The sequence below is a fragment of the Agromyces bauzanensis genome (genome assembly GCF_014645655.1).
GTDB lineage: Bacteria > Actinomycetota > Actinomycetes > Actinomycetales > Microbacteriaceae > Agromyces > Agromyces bauzanensis.
Window position 1 is genome coordinate 1 of the sequence record NZ_BMMD01000004.1, and the last position, 23,076, is coordinate 23,076.

Below are 23,076 nucleotides of genomic sequence, written 5' to 3' on the forward strand. Positions count from 1 at the left end.
CTCCCGCTCCTCATCACTCAGAATCAACTCGGCCTTCGGGCGTCCCGTTCTCGGCATACCCCATTCTACAACTTAACCAGAGAATTTCAGGCGCACGACACTAGGTCGCTTGCGACATCCCCTCGGGACGCTCACCCGTCCGCGTGCGGGCTGCCGAGCGGCGTGGTCGGCGTGCCTCCGAACGGTCGATGACGAGCAGCGGGCCGAGCACGGAGGTCGCCGGGCTCACCACGACCAGCGCCTGACGGGCGGTCATCGCTAACCCATCCCTAGCAACCGCAGGCGACCGCCAATGATCCGATAGACTCGGTGATCGGCCGTCGCCGTAATCCCTGCTAACGCAAGGAAACCCAAGACAATCCGGGGCTGCCGGGGCCACTCGGTGATGGCTCGGTGGCTTCGGGAGGTCGCAGGTTCGAATCCTGTCGCCCCGACGAGTCGCCAGCGGCTCGACACGAACTTCCACACAACAGGAGATCTTCCACATGCCGACCACTTCGGTTGAGAAGCTGAGCCCCACGCGCGCCAAGCTCACCATCTCGGTGACGCCCGAGGAACTGGAGCCCAGCATCACCCACGCCTACGAGCACATCGCCGAGCAGATCAACGTGCCAGGCTTCCGCAAGGGCAAGGTGCCGCCGCCCATCATCGATCAGCGGGTCGGCAAGGCCGCCGTGCTCGAGCACGCGGTGAACGAGGGCCTCGACGGCTTCTACCGCGCGGCGGTCACCGAGCACGAGCTCCGCCCCCTCGGCCGTCCCGAGGCCGACATCGTCGAGTGGCCTGACGAGAAGGACTTCTCGGGCGACCTGCTGCTCGCCATCGAGGTCGACGTGCGCCCCGACGTGGAGCTCCCCGACTACGACGGCCTCGCGCTCACGGTCGACTCGGTCGAGGTCGGCGGCGACGAGGTCCAGGCCGAGCTCGAGCGCCTCCGCAGCCGCTTCGGCACCCTGATCACGGTCGACCGCCCCGCGACCACCGGCGACTTCGTGACCCTTGACCTGGTCGCCACCATCGACGGCACCGAGGTCGACACCGCGAGCGGCATCTCGTACGAGCTCGGCTCGGGCGAGCTGCTCGAGGGCATCGACGAGGCGCTCGAGTCGCTCACCGCCGGCGAGACCACGACGTTCGAGTCCAAGCTCCTGGGCGGCGACCACGAGGGCGAGACCGCCGAGATCACCGTCACCGTCACGGCCGTCAAGGAGCGCGAGCTCCCCGCGGCCGACGACGACTTCGCGCAGATCGCGAGCGAGTTCGACACCCTCGAGGAGCTCACGCAGAGCCTCACGGAGCAGGTCGCACGCAACAAGTCGTTCGGCCAGGGCACCCAGGCCCGCGATCTCCTCGTCGAGAAGCTCCTCGAGCTCGTCGACGTGCCCGTCGCCGACAGCGTCATCGAGGACGAGGTGCACCGCCACCTCGAGTCCGAGAGTCGCCTCGAGGACGACGAGCACCGCGCCGAGGTCACCGAGTCGAGCACCAAGGCGTTCAAGACGCAGATCGTGCTCGACAAGATCGCCGAGGCCGAGAAGGTGCAGGTGAGCCAGGACGAGCTCACCCAGTACCTCGTGCAGGGCGCGGCCCAGTACGGCATGGACCCCAACGAGTTCGTCCAGGTCCTCAGCCAGAACGGCCAGATCCCCGCCATGGTCGGCGAGGTCGCGCGCAACAAGGCGCTCGCGATCGCGCTCGGCAAGGCCAAGGTGACGGATGCCGCGGGCAACCCCGTCGACCTCTCCGAGTTCACGGCCGTGGCCGAGTCCGACGAGGCCGAGTCGGTAGCCGCCGCAGAGGCGCCCGTCGAGGAAGCCGCGACTGCGGCGCCCGCCGAGGAGAAGAAGCCCGCGAGCAAGCGCGCTGCGAAGAAGGCCGACGACGAGTAGGCACCATCGCAGGCGAGGGCCGGATGCCGCGGGGCATCCGGCCCTCCGTCGTCTCCACGGGGGATACCGTCGACTGACGAACCCGGAAGAACCACATGGACGACTGGCAGCGACGCATCGACGCCGTGTGGTCGGCCGACGATCCGCATCCTCGGCAGACCGATCGAATCCATCGCGCTCCTCGGCGCCGTCGGGTCTGAGGCGGGCGAGCTCCATGACGCGGTCGTCGCGTTCCGCGCGCGGCACCTGCCGCGGTACCGCGTGTCGATGTCTGCCTACGCGGCGGAGCTCGCGCCTCCGCCTAGGGCGAACAGCCCGGTTGGCACGTGTTGCACCGGATAGATTCGAGTGAACGCGACAACGGAAACGGAGCGACACATGGCCGAAGCGACACCCAGCCCCGGTGTTTTCGATCGACTGCTGAAGGACCGCATCATCTGGCTGGGTTCCGAGGTTCGTGACGATAACGCAAACGAGATCGCGGCGAAGCTGCTCCTCCTCGCCGCCGAGGACCCCAAGAAGGACATCTACCTCTACGTGAACTCGCCCGGCGGTTCGATCACGGCCGGCATGGCGATCTACGACACCATGCAGTTCGTTCCCAACGACATCGTCACGGTAGGCATCGGAATGGCCGCGTCGATGGGCCAGCTCCTGCTCACCGCGGGCACCAAGGGCAAGCGCTACATCACGCCCAACGCCCGCGTGCTGCTGCACCAGCCGCACGGAGGCTTCGGCGGCACCGCGAGCGACATCCAGACCCAGGCGCAGCTCATCCTCGACATGAAGCGCCGCCTCGCCGAGATCACCGCGGCGCAGACGGGCAAGACCGTCGAGCAGATCAACGCCGACGGCGACCGCGACCGCTGGTTCAACGCGCAGGAGGCCCTCGAGTACGGGTTCGTGGACCACATCCGCGAGTCGGCGCTCGACGTGTCCGGCGGCGGCGGAACCGAACAGGCGTAGGCATCGAGAGAAGAGAGAACCAGCGAATGAACATCCCTGCCTTCGGCGGCACCGCCTTCAGCGGCATGCAGGCGCCTGGCTCGCGCTACATCCTGCCGAGCTTCGAGGAGCGCACGGCCTACGGCTACAAGCGCCAGGATCCCTACGCCAAGCTCTTCGAGGACCGCATCATCTTCCTCGGCGTGCAGGTCGACGACGCATCGGCCGACGACATCATGGCCCAGCTCCTGGTGCTCGAGTCGATGGATCCCGATCGCGACATCATCCTCTACATCAACTCGCCCGGCGGCTCGTTCACGGCCATGACCGCGATCTACGACACCATGCAGTACATCCGTCCCGAGATCCAGACGGTCGTGCTCGGCCAGGCCGCGTCGGCGGCGGCGGTCATCGCCTCGGCAGGTACGCCCGGCAAGCGCCTCGCGCTGCCGAACGCTCGTGTGCTCATCCACCAGCCCGCCATGGGCGAGGCCGGTCACGGCCAGGCATCCGACATCGAGATCCAGGCGGCCGAGATCATGCGCATGCGCACGTGGCTCGAGGAGACGCTCTCGCGGCACTCGAACCGCACCAAGGAGCAGGTGAACGCCGACATCGACCGCGACAAGATCCTCTCCGCCGAGGAGTCGCTCGAGTACGGCCTCATCGACCAGGTGCTCTCGTCGCGCAAGAGCGTTCCGGCGCTCACGCGCTAGTCGACGCCCCATCGAGGCGGGCGACCGGTCCACGCAGGACGGGTCGCCCGCCTCGTCGCATGTACGGCCCGGTGCGTTGGGAGGCCCGCCGGATCGCGGCATCCGAGCCCGATCCGATGGTTCGCGGACTGCGAACCGCCTTCGGCTGCCAATCCGGGCGCGTCATGCCGCATGGCCCGATTCTCGGGCTAGGCTCGGAACAGACTGGTCGACAGGGAGGGTTCGATGGCACGCATCGGGGAGAGCGCCGATCTGCTCAAGTGCTCCTTCTGCGGAAAGAGCCAGAAGCAGGTCCAGCAGCTCATCGCCGGACCCGGCGTCTACATCTGCGACGAGTGCGTCGAACTCTGCAACGAGATCATCGAGGAGCGACTCGCCGAGGCGGGCGAGACCGAGGCCGGCGAGTTCGAGCTGCCGAAGCCCAAGGAGATCTTCGCCTTCCTCGAGGAGTACGTCATCGGCCAGGATGCCGCGAAGAAGGCACTCGCCGTCGCGGTCTACAACCACTACAAGCGCGTACGCGCCCGCACGACCCTCACCTCCGCCGACCGGGCGCATGACGACGTGGAGATCGCGAAGTCGAACATCCTGCTCATCGGCCCGACCGGGTGCGGCAAGACCTACCTCGCGCAGACCCTCGCGAAGCAGCTCAACGTGCCGTTCGCGGTCGCGGATGCCACGGCCCTCACCGAGGCCGGGTACGTCGGCGAGGACGTCGAGAACATCCTCCTGAAGCTCATCCAGGCTGCCGACTACGACGTCAAGCGAGCCGAGACCGGCATCATCTACATCGACGAGATCGACAAGATCGCCCGCAAGGCGGAGAACCCGTCGATCACGCGGGATGTCTCGGGCGAGGGCGTGCAGCAGGCGCTGCTGAAGATCCTCGAGGGCACCGTGGCTTCTGTGCCGCCGCAGGGCGGACGCAAGCATCCCCACCAGGAGTTCATCCAGATCGACACGACGAACGTGCTGTTCATCGTGGCGGGCGCATTCGCGGGCCTCGAGGACATCATCTCGTCGCGTGCCGGCAAACGCGGCATCGGCTTCGGTGCCCCCCTGCACAGCAAGGAGGACGAGGCCGACATCTTCAGTGAGGTGCTGCCCGAAGACCTGCACAAGTACGGTCTCATCCCCGAGTTCATCGGCCGACTGCCCGTGGTCGCCACCGTGCTGCCGCTCGACCGCGATGCCCTCATGGAGATCCTCACGGTGCCCCGCAATGCCCTGGTGCGCCAGTACCAGCGCATGTTCGAGCTCGACGGCGTGGAACTCGACTTCGAGCCGGCCGCGCTCGAGGCCATCGCCGACCTCGCGGTGCTGCGCCAGACCGGGGCCCGCGGCCTGCGCGCCATCATGGAGGAGGTGCTCGGGCCGATCATGTTCGAGGTGCCGTCCTCGATGGGGGTCGCGCGCGTCGTCGTCACGAAGGCCGCGGTGCTCGACAATGCGGCCCCGACCATCGTGCCGCACAAGCCCCGCCGCGCGGAGAAGTCCGCGTAGTCGATCGTCGGCGCGTCAGTCGTAGACGCGCACCAGCTGCCAGTGCGCGCCGTCGTGCTCGACGTCGAACACGTGGGTCTCGCCGTCGTCGGCGCTCGCCTGGAATCGCCAGCCTGAGAGCGACAGGGGCACGTATGTTCTGGGCATCTGTCTCGGTGAAGCGGCCGGCCTACGCGCTTGGTTCCTCATGATTCGGCGCCAATTCCGGTGGAGTCCGATGGATCCCCGCGCCCGCTTGCGCAAGATGCGGGATCTGACTCCGCACTTCACCGAGGCAGATGCCCAGAACGTATGTTCGAATGCCAGCACCGCACGGCGCGGCGCATGAAAGGTCGGGGCCAGCGGATACCTCGCGGCGGGCCGAAGTCGGGGAGCCGTCAGGCCAGGTCGTCGTCGCTGCGCGCGCCGAAGACGATCTCGTCCCAGCTCGGCATCGACGCGCGGCCCTTCTTCGCCGGACGGTTGGCCTGGGCGCTGGACGGCTTGCCGCCCCAGAGCGTGCGTGCCGCCGTTCCGGGCGTGTCGTCGGTAGTCGGCTTGGCCTCGGGCACCGACGGTGTCTCCGCGGCCGGCGCCGGCGCCTTGGGCTCCGGCGCGGCGGGCCGCTCGGCCTCGGCTCCGGCGGCTTCGCGTTCGCCGCGTCGCCGGCGGAGCGCCTCGAGCAGGTCGGCGGTCTCACTGAGCGTCGGCTTCGGCTCGTCCGCGCGCTTGATCGCCGCTCGCGCCGCCGCGGGGCTCGAGGCCGGGGCCGTCGTGCGTGCATACGGCAACGGCTCGAGATGCGGCGCGGTGTCGAACTCGGCGTGGTCGGGCTCCTCGAACGTGAACGCGCCGCTGTCGAACCGGCTGGGTTCGTCGGTGTCGGGCGCGACCGCGCGCAGCCGCGGGATCAGCCCGCCCTTGAGGTCGCCCTGCTGCGAGAGGGTGGTGGCCTCGGAGTTCAGCGGATGCAGCGCCCGGGTTCGCGGCTCGAAGCCCCAGCGCGCGTCGTGGTCGATGGTGTCGGCCGCGAACTCGAGCTTCACGATCCAGCCGCGCTCGTCGTCCTTCCAGCTGGCCCAGCGCTCGCCGTGCACGCCGAGCTTCGACAGGCGCTCGCGGATGACGCTGCCGAACGTTGCCGGGTCATCGGCGGGATCGACGTCGGCCGCGACGTGCACGGGCACGGCGAGTGCGCTCGTCACGACGTGCTCGCGCTCGGCCAGCACAGGTCCCTCGAACCGGCGGATGTAGTCGATCGACGCACCGGTGACCTGCGCGACATCCTCGCCCGACAGCCCTGAGCGGATGAGCGACTGCACCTCGCGAGGCGAGGGTTTGGGTCCGGTGGGGCTCTCGGGCTGCGCCTGCCGGATCCGGGACTGCAGCACCTCGTCGATCTCGATCCGGAAGCGTGCTCCATCGTCGGAGGCGGCGAGCAACGCGCCGTTCTCGACTCCGATTACCTTGAGTTCCTGCATAACGACAAAGCCCTTCCGTGCCATCGTCTCCGCCCAAGGATGCCATGCCGGGGAAGGCGCCGCCGGGAATAGCGCGGGCGCGCCGGAAGTTGAGCACGTAGCAGGTTGCCGGGTGGCGCGAGTGGTTTGCTTACGCACCCGAATTGATGCAGACTATGGCCGCCGAATCTTCGGCACCGAAGAAATGGATGGGAATGGCAACGGATTACGACGCACCGCGGAAGACCGAGGACGACTCCGAGTCGATCGAGGCCCTCAAGGAGCGCGTCCCCGACAAGATGTCGGGAGTGGTGGATGTCGACGACGCCGACAACCCTGGAGGCTTCGACCTGCCCGGTGCCGATCTCTCCGACGTCGAGCTCGACGTCGTCGTGCTCCCGCCCCAGGCTGATGAGTTCACGTGCGTGAACTGCTTCCTCGTGAAGCATCGCTCGCAGATCGACCACGAGACGAAGCTCGGCCCGATCTGCCTGGAGTGCGCCTCCTAGACGTCTCGCTCCGCATCGCCCGGCCGTCGTGATCCGTTGATCGCGACGGCCAGTTCGTCGGGTCGACGGCTCGAGATGAGCCAGTACGGCGTGGGGTCGCTCGGGTCGGAGATCGGCACCCGCACGACCGGCTGCACCCATCCTCGGATGACGAGGAACGCCCGCGCGTCGAGCCCGGTCCCTCGTTCGACCCGCGCGTCAGCGTCGAATGCAGCGACGGCCTCGCCCGTGTGGGCAAGCGAGATCTCGGCGCGGCCGGCGCGGAGCATCCCGTCCTGCACCTCGATGACGGGAGCCGTGAGCGTGAGCGATCCGGCCACTGCGAGGTAGAGGACGACGCCGGTGGCGATGCCGGCGGGCATCGAGACGGGCGCGAGCACCAGGATGCTCGCGGGCACGAGGAGCAGGGTCGCGATGTAGATCCAAGGCGTCGGCCACAGTCTCTCGTGGTAGTCGGGCATGGCTCTATTCGATCAGACTTCTGCACTACCCTCGAACAGTGACCGATTCCGTCGATGTGCTGATCACGGCCGACCGCCTCCCGACCTACGCCCATCCCGGCGACGCGGGTGCCGATCTGCATGCATCCGAGTCCGTCGTGCTCGCGCCCGGAGCGCGGGCCACGGTGGGCACCGGCGTCTCCATCGCCCTGCCCGACGGGTACGTCGCGTTCGTGGTGCCGAGGTCGGGCCTCGCCTTCAAGCACGGCATCACGATCGTGAACGCGCCGGGCACCGTCGACGCGGGCTACCGGGGCGAGATCAAGGTTGCGCTCCTCAATACCGACGCGGGCGAATCGTACACGATCGAGGCGGGCGACCGGATCGCGCAGCTCGTCGTGATGCCGGTGAGTCGCGCGCGGTTCGTGGAGGTCGAGCGGCTTCCCGGAAGCATGCGCGGCGAAGGGGGATTCGGTTCGACGGGATTCGGGGAGCACAGATCAGGAGTGAACGCGTGAGCGACATCGAGAACATCGACGACGTCCCCCTCGACCAGCCCAAGTCGGCGCCCGAAGACCGAGCGGTCGCCGGCCCGTTCGACGAGTCGGAGGCGAACCCGGTGCGCCCCTACGTCGACCTCGGCGGGGTCAAGGTGCTGCCTCGCGAGGGCCTGCACCTGCGGCTCGAGGTCGAGGAGGGCACGAAGCGCGTCGTGGCCGTGGGCCTCGACTACGCCAACTCCACGCTGCAGGTGCAGCCGTTCGCGGCGCCGCGCTCGAGCGGGCTGTGGCATGAGATCCGCGCGCAGATCGCCGAGCAGATCGCGCGCCAGGGCGGCACGACCACCGTCCGCGAGGGAACGTTCGGCCCCGAACTGCTCGCCCAGATCCCCGTCGCCGCAGGTGAGGGCCAGGCCGGGCACATGCGCCTCGCGCGCTTCATCGGCGTGGACGGCCCGCGCTGGTTCCTGCGTGGCGTCATCGCCGGCGAGGCAGCGGTCGACCCGACCGCTGCGGCCCAGGTCGAAGACCTCTTCCGGTCCATCGTCGTCGTGCGCGGAACCACGCCCATGCCGCCCCGCGACCTGATCCCGTTGCGCATGCCGGCCGCCGGCGCGCCCACGGCATAGCCCGATGGCCGATCCCGACGCCCGACGCGAGCCCGACGACCAGCCAGCGGATGCCGCAGGCCCCGAGCAGGACGGCGCGAACGAGTTCGGCCGGCAGCTCGCGGCCGCGGCCGAGCGCTCCGGGCTCGGCGGCATCGCCCGCGAGGAGACCCTGACGGGTCGCGACCTGCTCGGCGCACTCGGGGGCGTGCGCGGCCTCGCCGAGGCGATCCTGCCCGGCCTCGTGTTCCTCGTCGTCTACACGTTCACCAAGGAGCTCGTGCCCGCGCTCGCGGCCTCCATCGGCCTCGCCGTGATCTTCACGGTCGTGCGGCTCGTACGCCGGAGCGGACCGACGCAGGCCATCGCGGGACTCGTCGGGGTCGGGGCATCCGCTGCCCTCGCCCTCTGGACCGGGCGAGCCGAGGACAACTACGTGCTCGGCTTCTACACGAATGCCGCCTATGCCGTCGCGCTGCTCGTGTCGCTCCTCGTGGGGTGGCCGCTCATCGGCCTCATCGTCGGGTTCCTCGTCGGCGACGGCACCTCGTGGCGCACGGAACGTCGCAGGCTGCAGGCCATGCAGTTCCTCACGCTCGTCTGGATCGGACTCTTCGCGGCGCGACTCGTCGTGCAGGTGCCGTTCTATTTCGCCGGGAACGTGGAGGCGCTCGGGGCCACGCGCCTGCTGATGGGCGTGCCGCTGTACGCACTCGTGCTGGTGTTCACGTGGCTCGTCGTGCGGGCGGTGTACCCGTCGTCACCACGATCGCCTCAGTGATAGAGTTATCTCGACATCAAGATAAATACGCGTCATCCGCGAAGGAGAGGACATCGTGTCTGCAGTGAACAGTTTCGGGGCGAAGGACACGCTCCACGTCGGTGAGAAGTCCTACGAGATCTTCCGACTCGACACCGTGCCCGGCCACGACAAGCTGCCGTTCAGCCTCAAGGTCCTCCTCGAGAACCTCCTTCGCACCGAGGACGGTGCCAATGTCACGAAGGAGCAGATCGAGGCGCTGGGATCGTGGGTCCCGACGGCCGAGCCGGACACCGAGATCCAGTTCACGCCGGCCCGCGTGGTCATGCAGGACTTCACGGGCGTGCCCTGCATCGTCGACCTGGCCACGATGCGTGAGGCGGTCGCCGCCCTGGGCGGCGACCCCAACAAGATCAACCCGCTCTCGCCGGCCGAGATGGTCATCGACCACTCCGTCATCGCCGACCTCTTCGGCACCGAGAACGCCCTCGAGCGCAACGTCGAGATCGAGTACGAGCGCAACGGCGAGCGCTACCAGTTCCTGCGCTGGGGCCAGACCGCCTTCGACGACTTCAAGGTGGTCCCGCCGGGCACCGGCATCGTGCACCAGGTGAACATCGAGCACCTCGCAAAGGTCATCTACGACCGCCCTTCGACGAGCTCAGCGACCGGCGAGACCGTCATGCGCGCCTTCCCAGACACCTGCGTCGGCACCGACTCGCACACCACGATGGTCAACGGCCTCGGCGTGCTCGGCTGGGGCGTCGGCGGCATCGAGGCCGAGGCGGCCATGCTCGGCCAGCCCGTGTCGATGCTGATCCCGAAGGTCGTCGGCTTCAAGCTCTCCGGCGCCATCCCCACGGGCGTCACCGCGACCGACGTGGTCCTCACGATCACCGACATGCTGCGCAAGCACGGCGTGGTCGGCAAGTTCGTCGAGTTCTACGGTCCGGGTGTGGCCTCCGTGCCGCTCGCCAACCGCGCCACCATCGGCAACATGAGCCCCGAGTTCGGCTCGACCGCGGCGATGTTCCCCATCGACGACGTCACGATCGACTACCTGCGCCTCACGGGTCGCAGCGACGAGCAGCTCGCCCTCGTCGAGGCGTACGCGAAGGAGCAGAAGCTCTGGCACGACACCGAGCACGAGCCCGTGTTCTCGGAGTACCTCGAGCTCGACCTCGGCACGGTCGTGCCCTCGATCGCGGGCCCGAAGCGGCCGCAGGACCGCATCGAGCTCAGCCACTCGAAGGAGCAGTTCGAGGCGGACCTGGTCGACTACGCCGAGGTCACGCACGACCTCGTCGACCTCGAGTCCTCCGAGTCGTTCCCGGCGTCCGACCCGCCCAGCAACACGCCGGAGGACGAGCACAATCACTACTCCGATCACCGCCGTTCGCACGCGCCGAAGACCGCGTCCAAGCCGACGCCGGTGAAGACGCCCGACGGCAGTGGCTACACGCTCGACCACGGCGCCGTGACGATCGCGGCCATCACCTCGTGCACGAACACGTCGAACCCGTCGGTCATGCTCGCCGCGGGCCTGTTGGCCCGCAACGCGGCGCAGAAGGGCCTGAAGGTCAAGCCGTGGGTGAAGACCACCCTCGCCCCGGGCTCCAAGGTCGTCACCGAGTATTACGAGAAGGCCGGTCTCAACGACGACCTCGAGGCGCTCGGGTTCTACACCGTCGGCTACGGCTGCACGACGTGCATCGGCAACTCGGGTCCCCTCATCGAGGAGGTGTCGGCCGCGGTGCAGCAGAACGACCTCGCGGTCACCGCGGTGCTCTCCGGCAACCGCAACTTCGAGGGACGCATCAACCCCGACGTGAAGATGAACTACCTCGCGAGCCCGCCGCTCGTCATCGCGTACGCCCTCGCCGGATCGATGAACTTCGACTTCGAGGTCGACGCGCTCGGTCAGGACGCCGACGGCAACGACGTGTTCCTCAAGGACATCTGGCCCGACGCCGCCGAGGTGCAGGACACGATCGACTCGTCCATCAACAAGGACATGTTCACGCACCAGTACGCGAGCGTGTTCGAGGGCGACGTGCGGTGGCGCGGGCTCGAGACGCCGACGGGTGCGACATTCGAGTGGGACGCCGAGTCCACCTACGTGCGCAAGCCCCCGTACTTCGACGGTATGACCCTCGAGACCACGCCCGTGACCGACATCGTGGGCGCCCGAGTGCTCGCGAAGCTCGGCGACTCGGTCACCACCGACCACATCTCGCCTGCCGGCTCGATCAAGGCCGACAGCCCCGCGGGCAGGTATCTCACCGAGCACGGCGTCGACCGCACGGACTTCAACTCCTACGGATCGCGCCGCGGCAACCACGAGGTCATGATCCGCGGCACGTTCGCGAACATCCGCCTGAGGAACCAGCTCCTCGACGGCGTCGAGGGGGGCTACACGCGCGACTTCACGAAGACCGACGCGACGCCGTCGTTCATCTTCGACGCGAGCCAGAACTACCAGGCCGCCGGAACCCCGCTCGTCGTCTTCGGCGGCAAGGAGTACGGCTCCGGGTCAAGTCGCGACTGGGCGGCGAAGGGCACGAGCCTGCTCGGCGTCAAGGCGGTCATCACCGAGAGCTTCGAGCGCATCCACCGCTCGAACCTCATCGGCATGGGCGTCGTCCCGCTGCAGTTCCGGGCTGGTGAGTCGGCCGACTCGCTCGGCCTCGACGGCACCGAGATCGTCTCGATCACGGGTCTCGAGCAGCTGAACGAGGGCGTCACGCCGCGCACCGTGCACGTCGTCGCCGCGCCGAGCGAGCACTCGCCGGCCGGCAAGCAGGCCGTCGAGTTCGACGCGGTCGTGCGCATCGACACGCCGGGTGAGGCGGACTACTACCGCAATGGCGGCATCCTGCAGTACGTGCTGCGTTCGCTCGTGTAGCTCGTAGCTCGCAGCTCGCGAATCGGGGTGGTCGGCACTCGCCCACCGCCCCGGACTCTGCCCGGCCTCCCAGAATGCCCGGCGTAGACTCGATTCGATCCGCGGCACCCGCCGCGAGCACCCGGAGGCGCCACCCATGACCCTGCTCGAGACGATCTCAGGACCACGCGACCTCGACGCGCTGGACCAGGAGCAGCTCGAGCAGCTGGCCCGTGAGGTGCGCGAGTACCTCGTCGCATCCGTCTCGAAGACCGGGGGCCACCTCGGCCCGAACCTCGGCGTCGTGGAGATGACGATCGCCATCCACCGCGTCTTCGACTCGCCGCGCGACGCCATCGTGTTCGACACCGGTCACCAGTCGTACGTGCACAAGCTGCTCACGGGCCGCAAGGACCTCTCGACGCTCCGTCAGACCGGCGGGCTCGCGGGCTACCCGCAGCGCTCCGAGTCCGAGCACGACATCGTCGAGAGCTCGCACGCCTCCAGCTCGCTGTCGTGGGCCGACGGCATCTCGAAGGCGTTCGAGATGACCGGCCAGTACGACCGGCACGTGGTCGCCGTCGTCGGCGACGGCGCACTGACGGGCGGCATGACGTGGGAGGCGCTCAACAACATCTCCGACGACAACACACGCCGGCTCGTCGTGGTCGTGAACGACAACGGCCGGTCGTACGCGCCCACCATCGGCGGCATGGCCAGGTTCCTGAACTCCGTGCGCACCAAGCAGACCTACCGCGCCCTGCACCTGTCGAGCCGCCGTGCGTTCGACCGGATGGGCGGGCCCGCGCGAGCGTTCTATCGCGGCGTCCGCGGCGGCCTGCACGGGTTCCTCAGCCGGTTCACCAACAACGAGGCGCTGTACTCCAACCTCGACATCAAGTACATCGGGCCGATCGACGGACACGACGAGCGCGCCATGGAGGAGGCGCTCCGACAGGCCAAGGACTACGGGGCGCCCGTCATCGTACACGCCATCACCGACAAGGGCCGCGGTTACGAGCCCGCACGCAACGACATCGCCGACCAGTTCCACGCGGTCGGCCAGATCGACCCCGAGACGGGGGAGTCGCTCGAATCCTCGTCGGCCCCGTCATGGACGAGCGTGTTCGCCGACGAGCTCGTGCGCCTCGCCGAGCACGACGAGCGCCTGGTCGGCATCACCGCGGCGATGCTCCGCCCGACGGGACTGCACCGCATGGCCGAGCGGTTCCCGAGCCGAGTCTTCGACGTCGGCATCGCCGAGCAGCACGCCGCCACCTCTGCGGCCGGCCTCGCGTTCGGCGGCCTCCATCCCGTCGTCGCCGTCTACGCCACGTTCATCAACCGCGCCTTCGATCAGGTGCTCATGGATGTCGCGCTGCACAAGGCCGGCGTGACGTTCGTGCTCGACCGCGCCGGCGTCACGGGCCCCGACGGACCGAGTCACCACGGCGTCTGGGACCTCTCGATCCTGCAGGTCGTGCCCGGCATCCGCATCGCCGCGCCGCGCGACTCCGTGCGGCTCGCCGAGGAGCTGGCCGAGGCCGTGGCCGTCCAGGACGGCCCCACCGTGCTTCGGTTCCCGAAGGGCACGGTGGGCGTCGACTACGACGCCGCGCGTCGCACGCACGACGGCGTCGACGTGCTCGCCGAGTCGGGTCGCAGGGACGTTCTGCTCGTCACGGTCGGCCCCATGGCGGGCATCGGCCTCGAGGTCGCCGAGCGCCTCGAAGCCCACGGCATCGGCGCCACCGTCGTGGATCCGCGCTGGGTCGTCCCGGTGCCGGCGAGCGTCGTCGACCTCGCCCGCGAGCACCGCATCGTCGTGAGCCTCGAGGACGGCATCCGGGTGGGAGGCATCGGCACGCGCATCCGGCAGGACCTCCGCGAAGCGGGTGTCGACACGGCGGTCACCGAGATCGGCCTGCCCGACGAGTTCCTCGAGCACGGCTCGCGCAGCGACATCCTCGAGCGCGTCGGCCTCACGCCGCAGCACATCGCGCGCGACGTCACGGCCATGGTGCTCGGATCGAAGCTGCCGCATGCCCGTGCCGCGAGGCTCGAGCGCGTCTCGAGCGATACGCGACCGCAGCCCCGGGTCTGACGCGGGCGGTCGTCACGGCGTGAGCAGTTCGGCGTCGGGGAGCACGCGCAGCTCGAGCGTCAGGCTCGAAGGACGGTCGATGTCGATTCGGACGCCGCCGAACGGACCGTCGGGCTCGGCGACGTGGCCGTCTTCGGTGCTGACGCTCGACAGGACGAGGTTCTCGAAGTCGGGGGCGGCGATATTCGGGCGCGCCCGATCGAACGCCGAGGCGTCGAATCGGTAGGTTCCGCGCTGCACGCGCAGGGTGAGCTCGGGTGCGTCGAGTCCGCGGCGGAAGAAGAACGCGTCGACGGTGCCTGCGTCGCGTCGGCGCAGGAGCGGCTCGAACCGGTCCGGAACCCCGGAGAGGTGAAGTGGGTCGATCGTGATCGACATCTGCCGATGCGCGACGTCCGGTGCGACGACGCTGCAGGAGAGGGACACGAGATCGTCGGAGCGGATCACGAGCGCGGTGTCGCGGCCATCCGGGCGCACCTGCGCGTGCACCACGGCGAGCACATCGACGCTCACCCGGCCGACCGCCATCAGGGGACCCGATTGCCGGCCGACATCCACCTCGAACCGACCGTCGGTCGACGTGTCGGTGGCCCCGACCACCGGCGAACCCGTCTCCGGTACCACGAGGACGCGCTGTGCGGCGACGGGAACGTCGTCGAGCCGCAGCACACCCCGGACGCGCGTCATTGTACGTACGCGAACTTCGGATAGAGGGAGATGAGCACGGACTTGAAGTGGGCGGGCATGCCCGACACCTTACCCGGACCGCCGCCCTTGGTCGTTCTCGTGCTCGAGGTCTTCGACGTGTAGGCCCATTCGACGACGACCGTCGTGTGGTAGACCGTGTTGTAGTCCTGCACGAGGAACTGGTCGAAGTGGTCGCGTTCGACGACCTTCGTGGCACCGCCGTCGAACTGCGCCGAGACGATGGAGCCGAACTCCGACGGACGGTCGTAGATCACCGTCGAGGTCGGCGTGCGGATGTCGACGCCCGCACTCTCGTAGAAGGGGTCGTCGGCGCTGGCCGAATCGATCGTGCGAATGGGGCTGGACGGATCGGTGGTGAGCGACATCGTGCCCTTCGTGGTCGGAATGCCGCCCTGGCTCACGAAGGCCGATGAGCCATCGGCCTGGGTCGCGACGACTTCCGACCAGAGGAACTGGATCCACCCCGTGTCCGGCGCGAGCGCGCCCTCGTATCCGACGGTGAACCCTCCGGGGTACGCGGCGCCGCTCGGCAGCGTGAAATCGGCGCCGCTGCGCACCGAGACCTTTCCGCCCGGGATCGTGCCCGCGTGCTCTTCCGTGCCGGGTGAGCCCGGCACGACCTCCGCTGTCGGCGCCCGCGGTGCGGGTGCGTGGAGCAGGTACAAGGCGTATGCCGCCTCGTCCGAACTCATCTCGTCGGCGATGTCGGCCGCGAGTCCTCTGCCCGTGAGGCCGCCGCTGTACTCCGTGTCGTACGTGCTCGACAGCTTCGCGGTCCGCATCTGATCTCGTCCCATGGGGATGAGCGCCGAATAGACCGCTTCCTCGTCGGTGCCGAGTCGATCCATCGCGCCGTGGAGCGTGCGCGCCGCGGCCTTGTAGTCGGCGTCCGAGGCCGGCGCCGCCTTCACTGCCGAGCCCGACACCCCCAGCAGTTCGAGCGCGAGCGCGAGCTCGGTGCCGCTCATCTCCGAGCGGATGGCCGACTCGAGGTCGGCGGCGTGGGCCGTACGGTAGGCGGCCTTGAGCTTGGCGATTGCGGCGGCGTCCTTGTCGAGTTCCTGCAGAGACACGAAGATCGCCTCTTCGTCGGTTCCCCAGCGATCCATCGCTCGATGCATACGTTCGGCGAGCGCAGAGATGTCGTCGCCGCTGAGCGCGACCCGCTGCACAGTGACGGGGGCCCGTTGCACGAGCGGTCCGAGGAAGTCGCCGGTCGCGAGCATCGACTCGGCGACGGCGACGTTGCCCGCGCGTCGCTGCATCGAAACGAACCGGTCGACGACGGTCGGCACAGGTGCGCTGCGGTTCACCCCGCGTGTCGGCACCGACGGGTGACCACGGTCCGATCGCGCTCGCCCGTGCTCCATCGCGATCAACCTACTCGCAGACCCCGAGGCGTCAAGGGCCCAACGGGTACCCGAAGGGGCAGGGCGGGGCTCGCTGATTCGGGGACCCCGGGGAACGGTTCCCGGGGTCCCCGACGGGAACCGACGGATGGGAGATTCGCGACGGCAGCTCGCGCTACGCGTCGACGCCCCGGATCGGCGGGTGGTGGAACGTGTCGCCGAAGACCTGCTCCGATGCGCCGACCCGGTCGAGGTACGGTGTCAGGCCGCCCATCTGGAACGGGAAGCCGGCGCCCAGGATCATGCACAGGTCGATGTCCTCCGCCGCGGCGACCACGCGGTCGTCGAGCATGAGCTTCGCCTCGCGTGCGAGACCGTCCTGCAGCCGGGCGAGGATCTCCTCGGGCGTCGAGGGGTTCTTCCCGCCGGAGACGATCTTGAGGGCGCCCTTGTCGAAGCCCGTGACCTTGCCCTTGTCGTCCTTCTCGAGCAGCTTGCCGTAGTCGGCGAGCCGGTGCAGGTTCTCGGACCGGTAGAAGCGGTCGGGAAACGCGGCGTGGTGCGTGTCGAGCACGTGCGCGCCGACCCTGAGCCCGACCAGGTCGAGCAGTTGCGACGGCGCCATCGGCAGGCCGAGGGGCGCCATCCCCTCATCGACCGTGGCGAACGACGTGCCGTCGTCGACGGCGCGCATCGCCTCGCCGAGCAGCACCGCGAGCAGGCGGTTCACGACGAAGCCGGGGGTGTCGGCCGTGATCACCGCCGTCTTCTTGAGCTTCGCGGCGGTGACCATCGCGGTCGAGAGCGTCGCGTCGTCCGTCGCCGGGGTCTTCACGACCTCGATGAGCGGCATCACCGCGACGGGAGTGAAGAAGTGGAAGCCCACCACGCGCTCGGGGTGCGCCAGCTTCGCGCCGATCTGCTCGACCGAGAGCGACGACGTATTGGTGGCGAGCACGGCCTCGGGGGAGACGAACTGCTCCACCTCGGCGAAGACCTGCTGCTTGATCTCGAGTTCCTCGAAGACGGCCTCGATCACCCAGTCGCAGTCGGCGAAGTCGGCCTTGTCGGTGGTGCCGGTGACAAGCGCGTTCAGGCGGTTCGCCTCGTCGGGCGAGATGCGCCCCTTGTCGAGCAGCTTGTCGACCTCGGCCGAGATGTAGCCCACGCCCTTGTCGACACGCTCCTGGTCGATGTCGGTGATGACGACGGGAACCTGCAGACGGCGCACGAACAGCAGTGCGAGCTGGCTCGCCATGTACCCGGCGCCGAGCACGCCGACCTTCGTCACGCGCTTCGCGACCGCCTTGTCGGGGGCGCCGGCGGGCCGCTTCGCGCGCTTCTGCACCAGGTTGAAGGCGTACACGGATGCCTGGAGCTGATCGCCTGCGATGAGGTCGGCGAGCACCTCGTCCTCGCGCTCGAAGCCCTCGGCCCTCGTTCCGCTCTTCGCGGCCTTCAGGAGCTCGAGTGCGGCGTACGGGGACTTCGGCACGGTCCCGATGCGGCTCTTCAGCATCTTCGTGGCGATGCCGATGGCGGCATCCCACTTGACGAGTCGCTCGATCTTGCCCGGCTCATTCGGTCGCTTCACCTTCACGCGGCCCGAGACGACGTCGTCGGCCCACCTGATGGAGTCCTCGAGGAAGCTCACCGAGGGGAAGCGGACGTCGGCGATGCCGAGTTCGAGCACCTCGTCGGCCTTGAGCGTGCGGTTCTGCTTCAGCGGGTTCTCGATGACGACCTTGAGCGCGTTCTCGATGCCGATGAGATTCGGCAGGAGGTAGGCGCCGCCCCAGCCCGGGATGAGGCCGAGGAACACCTCGGGGAGCGCGACGGCCGGCACCGAGGCATCCACCGTGCGGTAGTCGGCATTGAGCGCGATCTCGAGACCGCCGCCGAGCGCGAGGCCGTTGATGAACACGAACGACGGCACTCCGAGCTCCGATGCCTTGCCGAGCGCGTAGTGGCCGAGTTGGCCCATGCGCAGGGCGACCTCACGGCTCGGGATCTCGTCGACCTTGGTGAGGTCGGCGCCCGCGGCGAGGATGAAGGGCTTTCCCGTCACGGCGACGGCGTGGATCTCACCCGCGGCGGCACGATCCCGAAGCGCGTCGAGCGTCTTCGCGTACTCGAGCAGCGAGACCGGGCCGAGCGTGTTCGGCCGGGTGTGGTCGCGACTGTTGTCGAGCGTCACGAGGGCGAGCGTCCTCCCGCCCGAGAGCGGGACGTCGCGCACGTACGAGTGCGTGACGACCTCGTCCTCTGAGAGCGCGGTGAGCGACCCGAAGTCGATCGTGGTGTAGTCGGTCATCGTGGTCGTCCTCAGGCCTTCTTCGCTGCCCTGCGCGAGTAGTTCGGGTTCTCCCAGATCATCGTGCCGCCCTGTCCGAGGCCGACGCACATGGTCGTCATGCCGTAGCGCACGTCGGGGCGCTCTGCGAACTGGCTCGCGAGCTGGTTCATGAGGCGGACACCCGAGGAGGCGAGCGGGTGGCCGACCGCGATGGCACCGCCCCACGGGTTGATGCGCGGGTCGTCGTCGGCGATGCCGTAGTGCTCGAGGAACGAGAGCACCTGCACGGCGAACGCCTCATTGATCTCGATGAGGTCGATGTCCTCGATCTTCAGGCCCGCCTTGCGGAGCGCCTTCTCGGTGGCGGGAATCGGCCCGATGCCCATGATCTCGGGGTCGACGCCCGCGAATGCGAAGCTCAGCAGCTTCATCTTGGGGGCGAGACCGAGCTCCTTGGCGACGGCGCCGGAGGCGAGCATCGCGGCGGTGGCTCCGTCGTTGAGACCCGACGCGTTGCCGGCGGTCACCCGTCCGTGGGGACGGAACGGCGTCTTCAGCCCGGCGAGTCCTTCGAGCGAGGTCTCGGGGCGCATGACCTCGTCGCGGGTCGCGAGACCCCAGCCCTCCTCGGTACGGATGGCGACGGGGACGAGGTCCTGCTGGATCTTTCCGGCCTCGTAGGCCGCGGCGGTCTTCTGCTGGCTCGCAAGGGCGAACCGATCGCTGCGCTCCTTGGTGAGCTGCGGGAACCGGTCGTGGATCCGCTCGGCGGTCGCGCCCATCACGAGCGCGTCTTCGCCGACGAGCTTCTCACTGACGAACCGCGGGTTGGGGTCGACGCCCGACCCGATCGGGTGGTGGCCCATGTGCTCGACCCCACCGGCAATGGCGAGATCGTACATGCCGAACCCGATCGAGCTCGACATCATCGCCGCAGCCGTCATGGCGCCCGCGCACATGCGGTCGATGGCGAAGCCCGGAACGGACTTCGGGATGCCGGCGAGGATCGCCGCGGACCGGCCGATCGTGAGGCCCTGGTCGCCCGTCTGCGTCGTGGCGGCGATCGCGACGTCGTCGATGCGATCCTTCGGCACGCTGGGGTTGCGTTCCAGCAATCCGACGATCGCCTTCACCACGAGGTCATCTGCCCTCGTGTTCCAGTACATGCCCTTCTCGCCGGCTCGTCCGAACGGGGTGCGGACCCCGTCGACGAAGACGACTTCAGCTCGTTCAGCCACGCTGCAGCTCCCTCGTTTCGGTCAGGATGCCTCGATCCTATGAAAGCCATCGGAGAGGGGCGGAATCGCTTGACGGAACCTACGAAGCCCCGTGCACGGCATCCTGAAGGGATTGTTCCGCGTCGACAAAGGCATCGGCGATCACCTGTGCGGTTGCCTCAACCTGCCACGGCCGCGCCCCGAGACGGCTGAGCGCCGCGGCGATCGCATCGGCGGTGGGCTCGGCCGGCGGCCACCAGGCGACGCGGCGCAGGTGGTCGGGGGTCAGCAGGTTCTCCACGGGCATCTCGAGTCGCTCGGCGACCTCGGCGACGGCCTGCTTCGCGAGCCGGAGTCGCGCGTCCGCCTCGGGATTGCGCATCGCCCAGGCGCGCGGCGGAGGCGGCGCATCGTTCGGCACGCGCACGGCCGGGAGGTCGGTGGCGGCGAGCCCGCGCTCGACGGCCGCCCACCATCGGTCGAGCTCGGTGCGGCTCGCGCGCCCCGTGAACTCCCGGAGGTCGGCGAGGGCCCGGCGGCTCTGCGGCAGCGCCTTCGCCACCGCGAGGATCGCCGCGTCGGGTACCATGCGCCCCGGCGCCACGTCGAGTTCGGCCGCCCGCGCGTCGCGCGCGAGCCAGAGCTCCCTGGCGACGGCGAGGTTGCGCTGGCCGCGCACGCCGTGGATGCCGGAGAGGCGGCGCCACGGCTCGGCGGCCGGCGACTTCGCCTCGCGGTGCAGCACGGCCTCGAACTCCTGGAGCGCGAGGTCGGCCTTGGCGGTCACGTCGAGTCGTTCGACGAGCCGATCTCGCACGTCCACGAGGAGTTCGACATCGAGCGCCGCGTACTGCAACCACGACTGCGGGAGGGGCCGCGTCGACCAGTCCGATGCGGAGTGCTCCTTCGCGAGCCTGATGCCGAGCAGTTCCTCGACGACCGAGGCGAGTCCGACCCGGGGCATCCCGAGCAGCCGCGCCGCGAGCTCAGTGTCGAAGATTCGCTCGGGGTCGAGGCCGACCTCGCGGAGGCACGCGAGGTCCTGGCTCGCGGCGTGCAGCACCCACTCGACCGGGCGAACCGCGGCCTGCAACTCGGAGAAGTCGGGGATCTCGGGCGGGTCGAAGAGGAACGTGCCAGCCTCACGGCGGAACATCTGGATGAGGTAGGCCCGTTGCGAGTAGCGAAAGCCGCTCGCACGCTCGGCATCCACGGCGACCGGCCCCTCGCCGTCGGCGATCCGCCTCACGGCATCGCCGAACTCGACGGGCGAGGCGATCACCCGGAACTCATCCACGCTTGGTCCTCCGTCGGGGCAGGGCGGTCACCCCCTCTGATCGGGGCGGCAGCCCCGCGAGCATGCACAGCAACTCACCCCAGCCTTCCACATGGGGGCCGATGTCGGCGTCGAGCGGGGTCCAGGAGGCCCGCAGCTCGATCTGGGCTCCGTCGCCCTGGCGTGCCAGCTCGCCGAATCCGGTCGAGAGGACCTTGGTCGCGGTGCCGGATGCCGCGACGTAGCGCGCGCCCCGGGCATCGAGCGCGTCAACGAGCCACGACCACGCGACATCCGCGAGGAACGGGTCGAGTCCGATGTCGGTCTCGAGCGGCGCCTGCGCGAAGCAGACCACTCGGAAGCGACCGCCCCAGGCCTCGGGCTCGCTCGGGTCGTACAGCAGCACGAACCTGCCCGTTCCGAGGTCGGAGTCATCGGCGTGCCGGGTGGGTGAGACATCCGCCGACAATGCCACCGCGTGCGGGGCGAGCGACCCGGGCGCGGGGATCTCCGACACGCGCAACTCCGGCCGTGGCGAGGCCGCACGCAGCGATTCGAGCGCGGCCTCGAACTCGGGTGGCAGATGCGTCGCGGAGTCGGGCACGTGTGCAGACTAGAGTCTCGGATGGGGCGGATGTCGGCGGCACGCCGCACGCCGCCGTGCACACGGGATCGCTTCGCAGGAAGGGGTGCAGATGAGTCGGCGCACGGGAGTCCGCGACACCGTCGGAATGGTCGCCGCGGCGACCGGATTGCTCGCGGTCGGCGTCAGCGCGGTCGTTGCGTTCATCGTCGTGCGGTTCGCGCGGAAGGTCGTCATCCCGCCTGCCGTGCGCGAGGAGGACGTGCGGATCACGGCGATCGACCTTCCGAGCGGCGAGGTCGTGCTCGCGGCATCCGACGAATCCCGCATGCGCGGCCGGTACGGGCTCTGGTTCGATCGGGAGTCGGGGCATGCCCGCCTCGGCGACGTCATCGAGGTGGACGACCGGCAGGTGCGTCGGCGCCTCGACCGGGTCGACTTCGGCCGGCTCGAGCGCGCTGAGCGCGGTCGGATCAACGGCTTCTACCACCTCGGTCCGTGGGAGCTCGACCTGCCCTACGAGAACGCCGTCGTCGAGATGCCGCTCGGTCCGGCGCCCGCCTGGGTGGTGCCCGCCGAAGGCGGTTCGGACCGATGGGTGATCCAGGTGCACGGCCGCGGCGCGAAGCGGCAGGAGGGACTGCGCGCCGTGCCGCCGGCGCACGAGGCCGGCTGGACGACGCTCCTCATCTCCTACCGCAACGACGGCGAGGCACCAGAGAGTGAGGACCGGCGATACGGGCTCGGGGGCACCGAATGGGCCGACGTGGTCGCCGCCGTGCACCACGCGATCGAACATGGCGCCGACCGCATCGTGCTCATGGGCTGGTCGATGGGCGGCGCCATCGTGCTGCAGTCGGTACTGCGTTCGCCCGCGGTGCGAGAGCGCCTCGTGGGCGTCGTGCTCGATTCGCCGGCGATCGACTGGATCGATATCCTGCGCTTCCAGGGGAAGGCCCTGGGGTACCCGCGCGGCCTCGGTGACTTCGTCTCGCGGCTCATCGGCGGGCCCTGGAGCGGTGGACTCACGGGACTCGCCGCGCCCATCGACGTGACCGACCTGGATCCCGTGGCGCGGGCCGACGAGTTCGACGTGCCCATGCTCCTCATGCACAGCGTCGACGACGGTTTCGTGCCGATCGACGGGTCGCGGCGATTCGTCGAGGCGCGGCCCGACCTCATCGAGTTCGAGGTGTTCGAGGGGGCGCGGCACACGAAGCTGTGGAACCACGATCCCGAACGGTGGACCGGTCTCGTGCGGGGCTGGCTCGAGCGCAGTTCCGAGTCGCCGGAGCGGATCGGCGAGGAGGCCGAGATCGCCGGGTAGGCCGCGGGCTCCGCTGCGGACGC

Annotated in this window: 21 protein-coding genes; 11 read left to right on the top strand and 10 right to left on the bottom strand. The window is 69.1% G+C overall.

Annotated features, from left to right (window positions below; translation table 11 throughout):
- Positions 1 to 100: 100 nt before the first annotated feature.
- Positions 101 to 256, bottom strand: a complete 156-nt coding sequence (locus IEX31_RS04945) for a hypothetical protein (protein WP_188742346.1) — start codon at positions 254 to 256, stop codon at positions 101 to 103.
- A gap of 229 nt (positions 257 to 485) precedes the next feature.
- On the opposite strand from IEX31_RS04945, the gene tig reads away from it, so the two are divergent.
- The 4 genes from tig to clpX all read left to right on the top strand — a co-directional run bounded on the left by tig (position 486) and on the right by clpX (position 5,053).
- Positions 486 to 1,889, top strand: a complete 1,404-nt coding sequence (tig, locus tag IEX31_RS04950) for a trigger factor (RefSeq protein ID WP_188742347.1) — start codon at positions 486 to 488, stop codon at positions 1,887 to 1,889.
- A 378-nt stretch (positions 1,890 to 2,267) separates the two neighbouring features.
- A complete protein-coding gene (locus tag IEX31_RS04955) occupies positions 2,268 to 2,855 on the top strand; it encodes an ATP-dependent Clp protease proteolytic subunit (RefSeq protein WP_188742348.1) in 588 nt (195 codons plus the stop codon).
- 26 nt (positions 2,856 to 2,881) lie between these two features.
- Entirely contained in the window at positions 2,882 to 3,550 is a 669-nt protein-coding gene (locus IEX31_RS04960) for an ATP-dependent Clp protease proteolytic subunit (RefSeq protein WP_188742349.1), read from the top strand.
- 225 nt (positions 3,551 to 3,775) lie between these two features.
- The gene (clpX, locus tag IEX31_RS04965) at positions 3,776 to 5,053 is read left to right on the top strand and encodes an ATP-dependent Clp protease ATP-binding subunit ClpX (protein WP_188742350.1); all 1,278 of its coding nucleotides are present in this window, start codon (positions 3,776 to 3,778) and stop codon (positions 5,051 to 5,053) included.
- A 15-nt stretch (positions 5,054 to 5,068) separates the two neighbouring features.
- Here the strand turns inward: clpX and IEX31_RS19235 are convergent, their stop codons facing one another.
- Positions 5,069 to 5,200, bottom strand: a complete 132-nt coding sequence (locus tag IEX31_RS19235) for a hypothetical protein (protein WP_268236949.1) — start codon at positions 5,198 to 5,200, stop codon at positions 5,069 to 5,071.
- A gap of 230 nt (positions 5,201 to 5,430) precedes the next feature.
- Positions 5,431 to 6,513, bottom strand: a complete 1,083-nt coding sequence (gene sepH, locus IEX31_RS04970; protein WP_188742351.1) for a septation protein SepH — start codon at positions 6,511 to 6,513, stop codon at positions 5,431 to 5,433.
- 194 nt (positions 6,514 to 6,707) lie between these two features.
- On the opposite strand from sepH, the gene IEX31_RS04975 reads away from it, so the two are divergent.
- Positions 6,708 to 7,001 carry a DUF4193 domain-containing protein gene (locus tag IEX31_RS04975; RefSeq protein WP_056729312.1) on the top strand — a complete coding sequence of 98 codons (294 nt, stop codon included), beginning with the start codon at positions 6,708 to 6,710 and terminating at the stop codon, positions 6,999 to 7,001.
- Here the strand turns inward: IEX31_RS04975 and IEX31_RS04980 are convergent.
- The gene (locus IEX31_RS04980) at positions 6,998 to 7,462 is read right to left on the bottom strand and encodes a DUF3093 domain-containing protein (protein WP_188742352.1); all 465 of its coding nucleotides are present in this window, start codon (positions 7,460 to 7,462) and stop codon (positions 6,998 to 7,000) included. The genes IEX31_RS04975 and IEX31_RS04980 overlap by 4 nt on opposite strands.
- 38 nt (positions 7,463 to 7,500) lie before the next feature.
- Here IEX31_RS04980 and dut point away from each other — a divergent pair, with 38 nt between their 5' ends.
- The 5 genes from dut to dxs all read left to right on the top strand — a co-directional run bounded on the left by dut (position 7,501) and on the right by dxs (position 14,297).
- On the top strand, positions 7,501 to 7,959 hold the full coding sequence (gene dut, locus IEX31_RS04985) for a dUTP diphosphatase (protein WP_188742353.1): 459 nt from the start codon (positions 7,501 to 7,503) through the stop codon (positions 7,957 to 7,959).
- Positions 7,956 to 8,570, top strand: coding sequence for a DUF3710 domain-containing protein (locus IEX31_RS04990; RefSeq protein WP_188742354.1), 615 nt, complete (start codon positions 7,956 to 7,958; stop codon positions 8,568 to 8,570). Before dut ends, IEX31_RS04990 begins: the two co-directional genes overlap by 4 nt.
- Before the next feature lie 4 nt (positions 8,571 to 8,574).
- Positions 8,575 to 9,330, top strand: coding sequence for a DUF3159 domain-containing protein (locus IEX31_RS04995; RefSeq protein ID WP_188742355.1), 756 nt, complete (start codon positions 8,575 to 8,577; stop codon positions 9,328 to 9,330).
- A 55-nt stretch (positions 9,331 to 9,385) separates the two neighbouring features.
- Entirely contained in the window at positions 9,386 to 12,214 is a 2,829-nt protein-coding gene (acnA, locus tag IEX31_RS05000) for an aconitate hydratase AcnA (protein ID WP_188742356.1), read from the top strand.
- A 136-nt stretch (positions 12,215 to 12,350) separates the two neighbouring features.
- Positions 12,351 to 14,297 carry a 1-deoxy-D-xylulose-5-phosphate synthase gene (gene dxs, locus IEX31_RS05005; RefSeq protein WP_188742357.1) on the top strand — a complete coding sequence of 649 codons (1,947 nt, stop codon included), beginning with the start codon at positions 12,351 to 12,353 and terminating at the stop codon, positions 14,295 to 14,297.
- 12 nt (positions 14,298 to 14,309) lie between these two features.
- On the opposite strand, the gene IEX31_RS05010 is transcribed toward dxs, so the two are convergent.
- From IEX31_RS05010 to IEX31_RS05035, 6 genes are all read right to left on the bottom strand, one after another.
- Complete coding sequence (locus tag IEX31_RS05010; RefSeq protein WP_188742358.1) at positions 14,310 to 14,984, bottom strand: hypothetical protein; 675 nt, start codon at positions 14,982 to 14,984, stop codon at positions 14,310 to 14,312.
- Positions 14,981 to 16,318 carry a hypothetical protein gene (locus tag IEX31_RS05015; RefSeq protein ID WP_188742359.1) on the bottom strand — a complete coding sequence of 446 codons (1,338 nt, stop codon included), beginning with the start codon at positions 16,316 to 16,318 and terminating at the stop codon, positions 14,981 to 14,983. Before IEX31_RS05015 ends, IEX31_RS05010 begins: the two co-directional genes overlap by 4 nt.
- Positions 16,319 to 16,529: 211 nt before the next feature.
- Positions 16,530 to 18,668, bottom strand: a complete 2,139-nt coding sequence (locus IEX31_RS05020; protein ID WP_188742360.1) for a 3-hydroxyacyl-CoA dehydrogenase NAD-binding domain-containing protein — start codon at positions 18,666 to 18,668, stop codon at positions 16,530 to 16,532.
- Between the two features lie 11 nt (positions 18,669 to 18,679).
- A complete protein-coding gene (locus IEX31_RS05025) occupies positions 18,680 to 19,888 on the bottom strand; it encodes a thiolase family protein (RefSeq protein ID WP_188742361.1) in 1,209 nt (402 codons plus the stop codon).
- Positions 19,889 to 19,967: 79 nt separating this feature from the next.
- Positions 19,968 to 21,164, bottom strand: coding sequence for an HRDC domain-containing protein (locus tag IEX31_RS05030; RefSeq protein ID WP_188742362.1), 1,197 nt, complete (start codon positions 21,162 to 21,164; stop codon positions 19,968 to 19,970).
- Positions 21,157 to 21,747 (bottom strand): DUF3000 domain-containing protein, encoded by a 591-nt coding sequence (locus IEX31_RS05035; RefSeq protein ID WP_188742363.1) that lies wholly within the window; start codon positions 21,745 to 21,747, stop codon positions 21,157 to 21,159. The genes IEX31_RS05030 and IEX31_RS05035 overlap by 8 nt, the downstream gene beginning before the upstream one ends.
- Before the next feature lie 91 nt (positions 21,748 to 21,838).
- Here IEX31_RS05035 and IEX31_RS05040 point away from each other — a divergent pair, with 91 nt between their 5' ends.
- Positions 21,839 to 23,053, top strand: coding sequence for an alpha/beta hydrolase family protein (locus tag IEX31_RS05040; protein WP_188742364.1), 1,215 nt, complete (start codon positions 21,839 to 21,841; stop codon positions 23,051 to 23,053).
- Positions 23,054 to 23,076 lie beyond the last annotated feature (23 nt).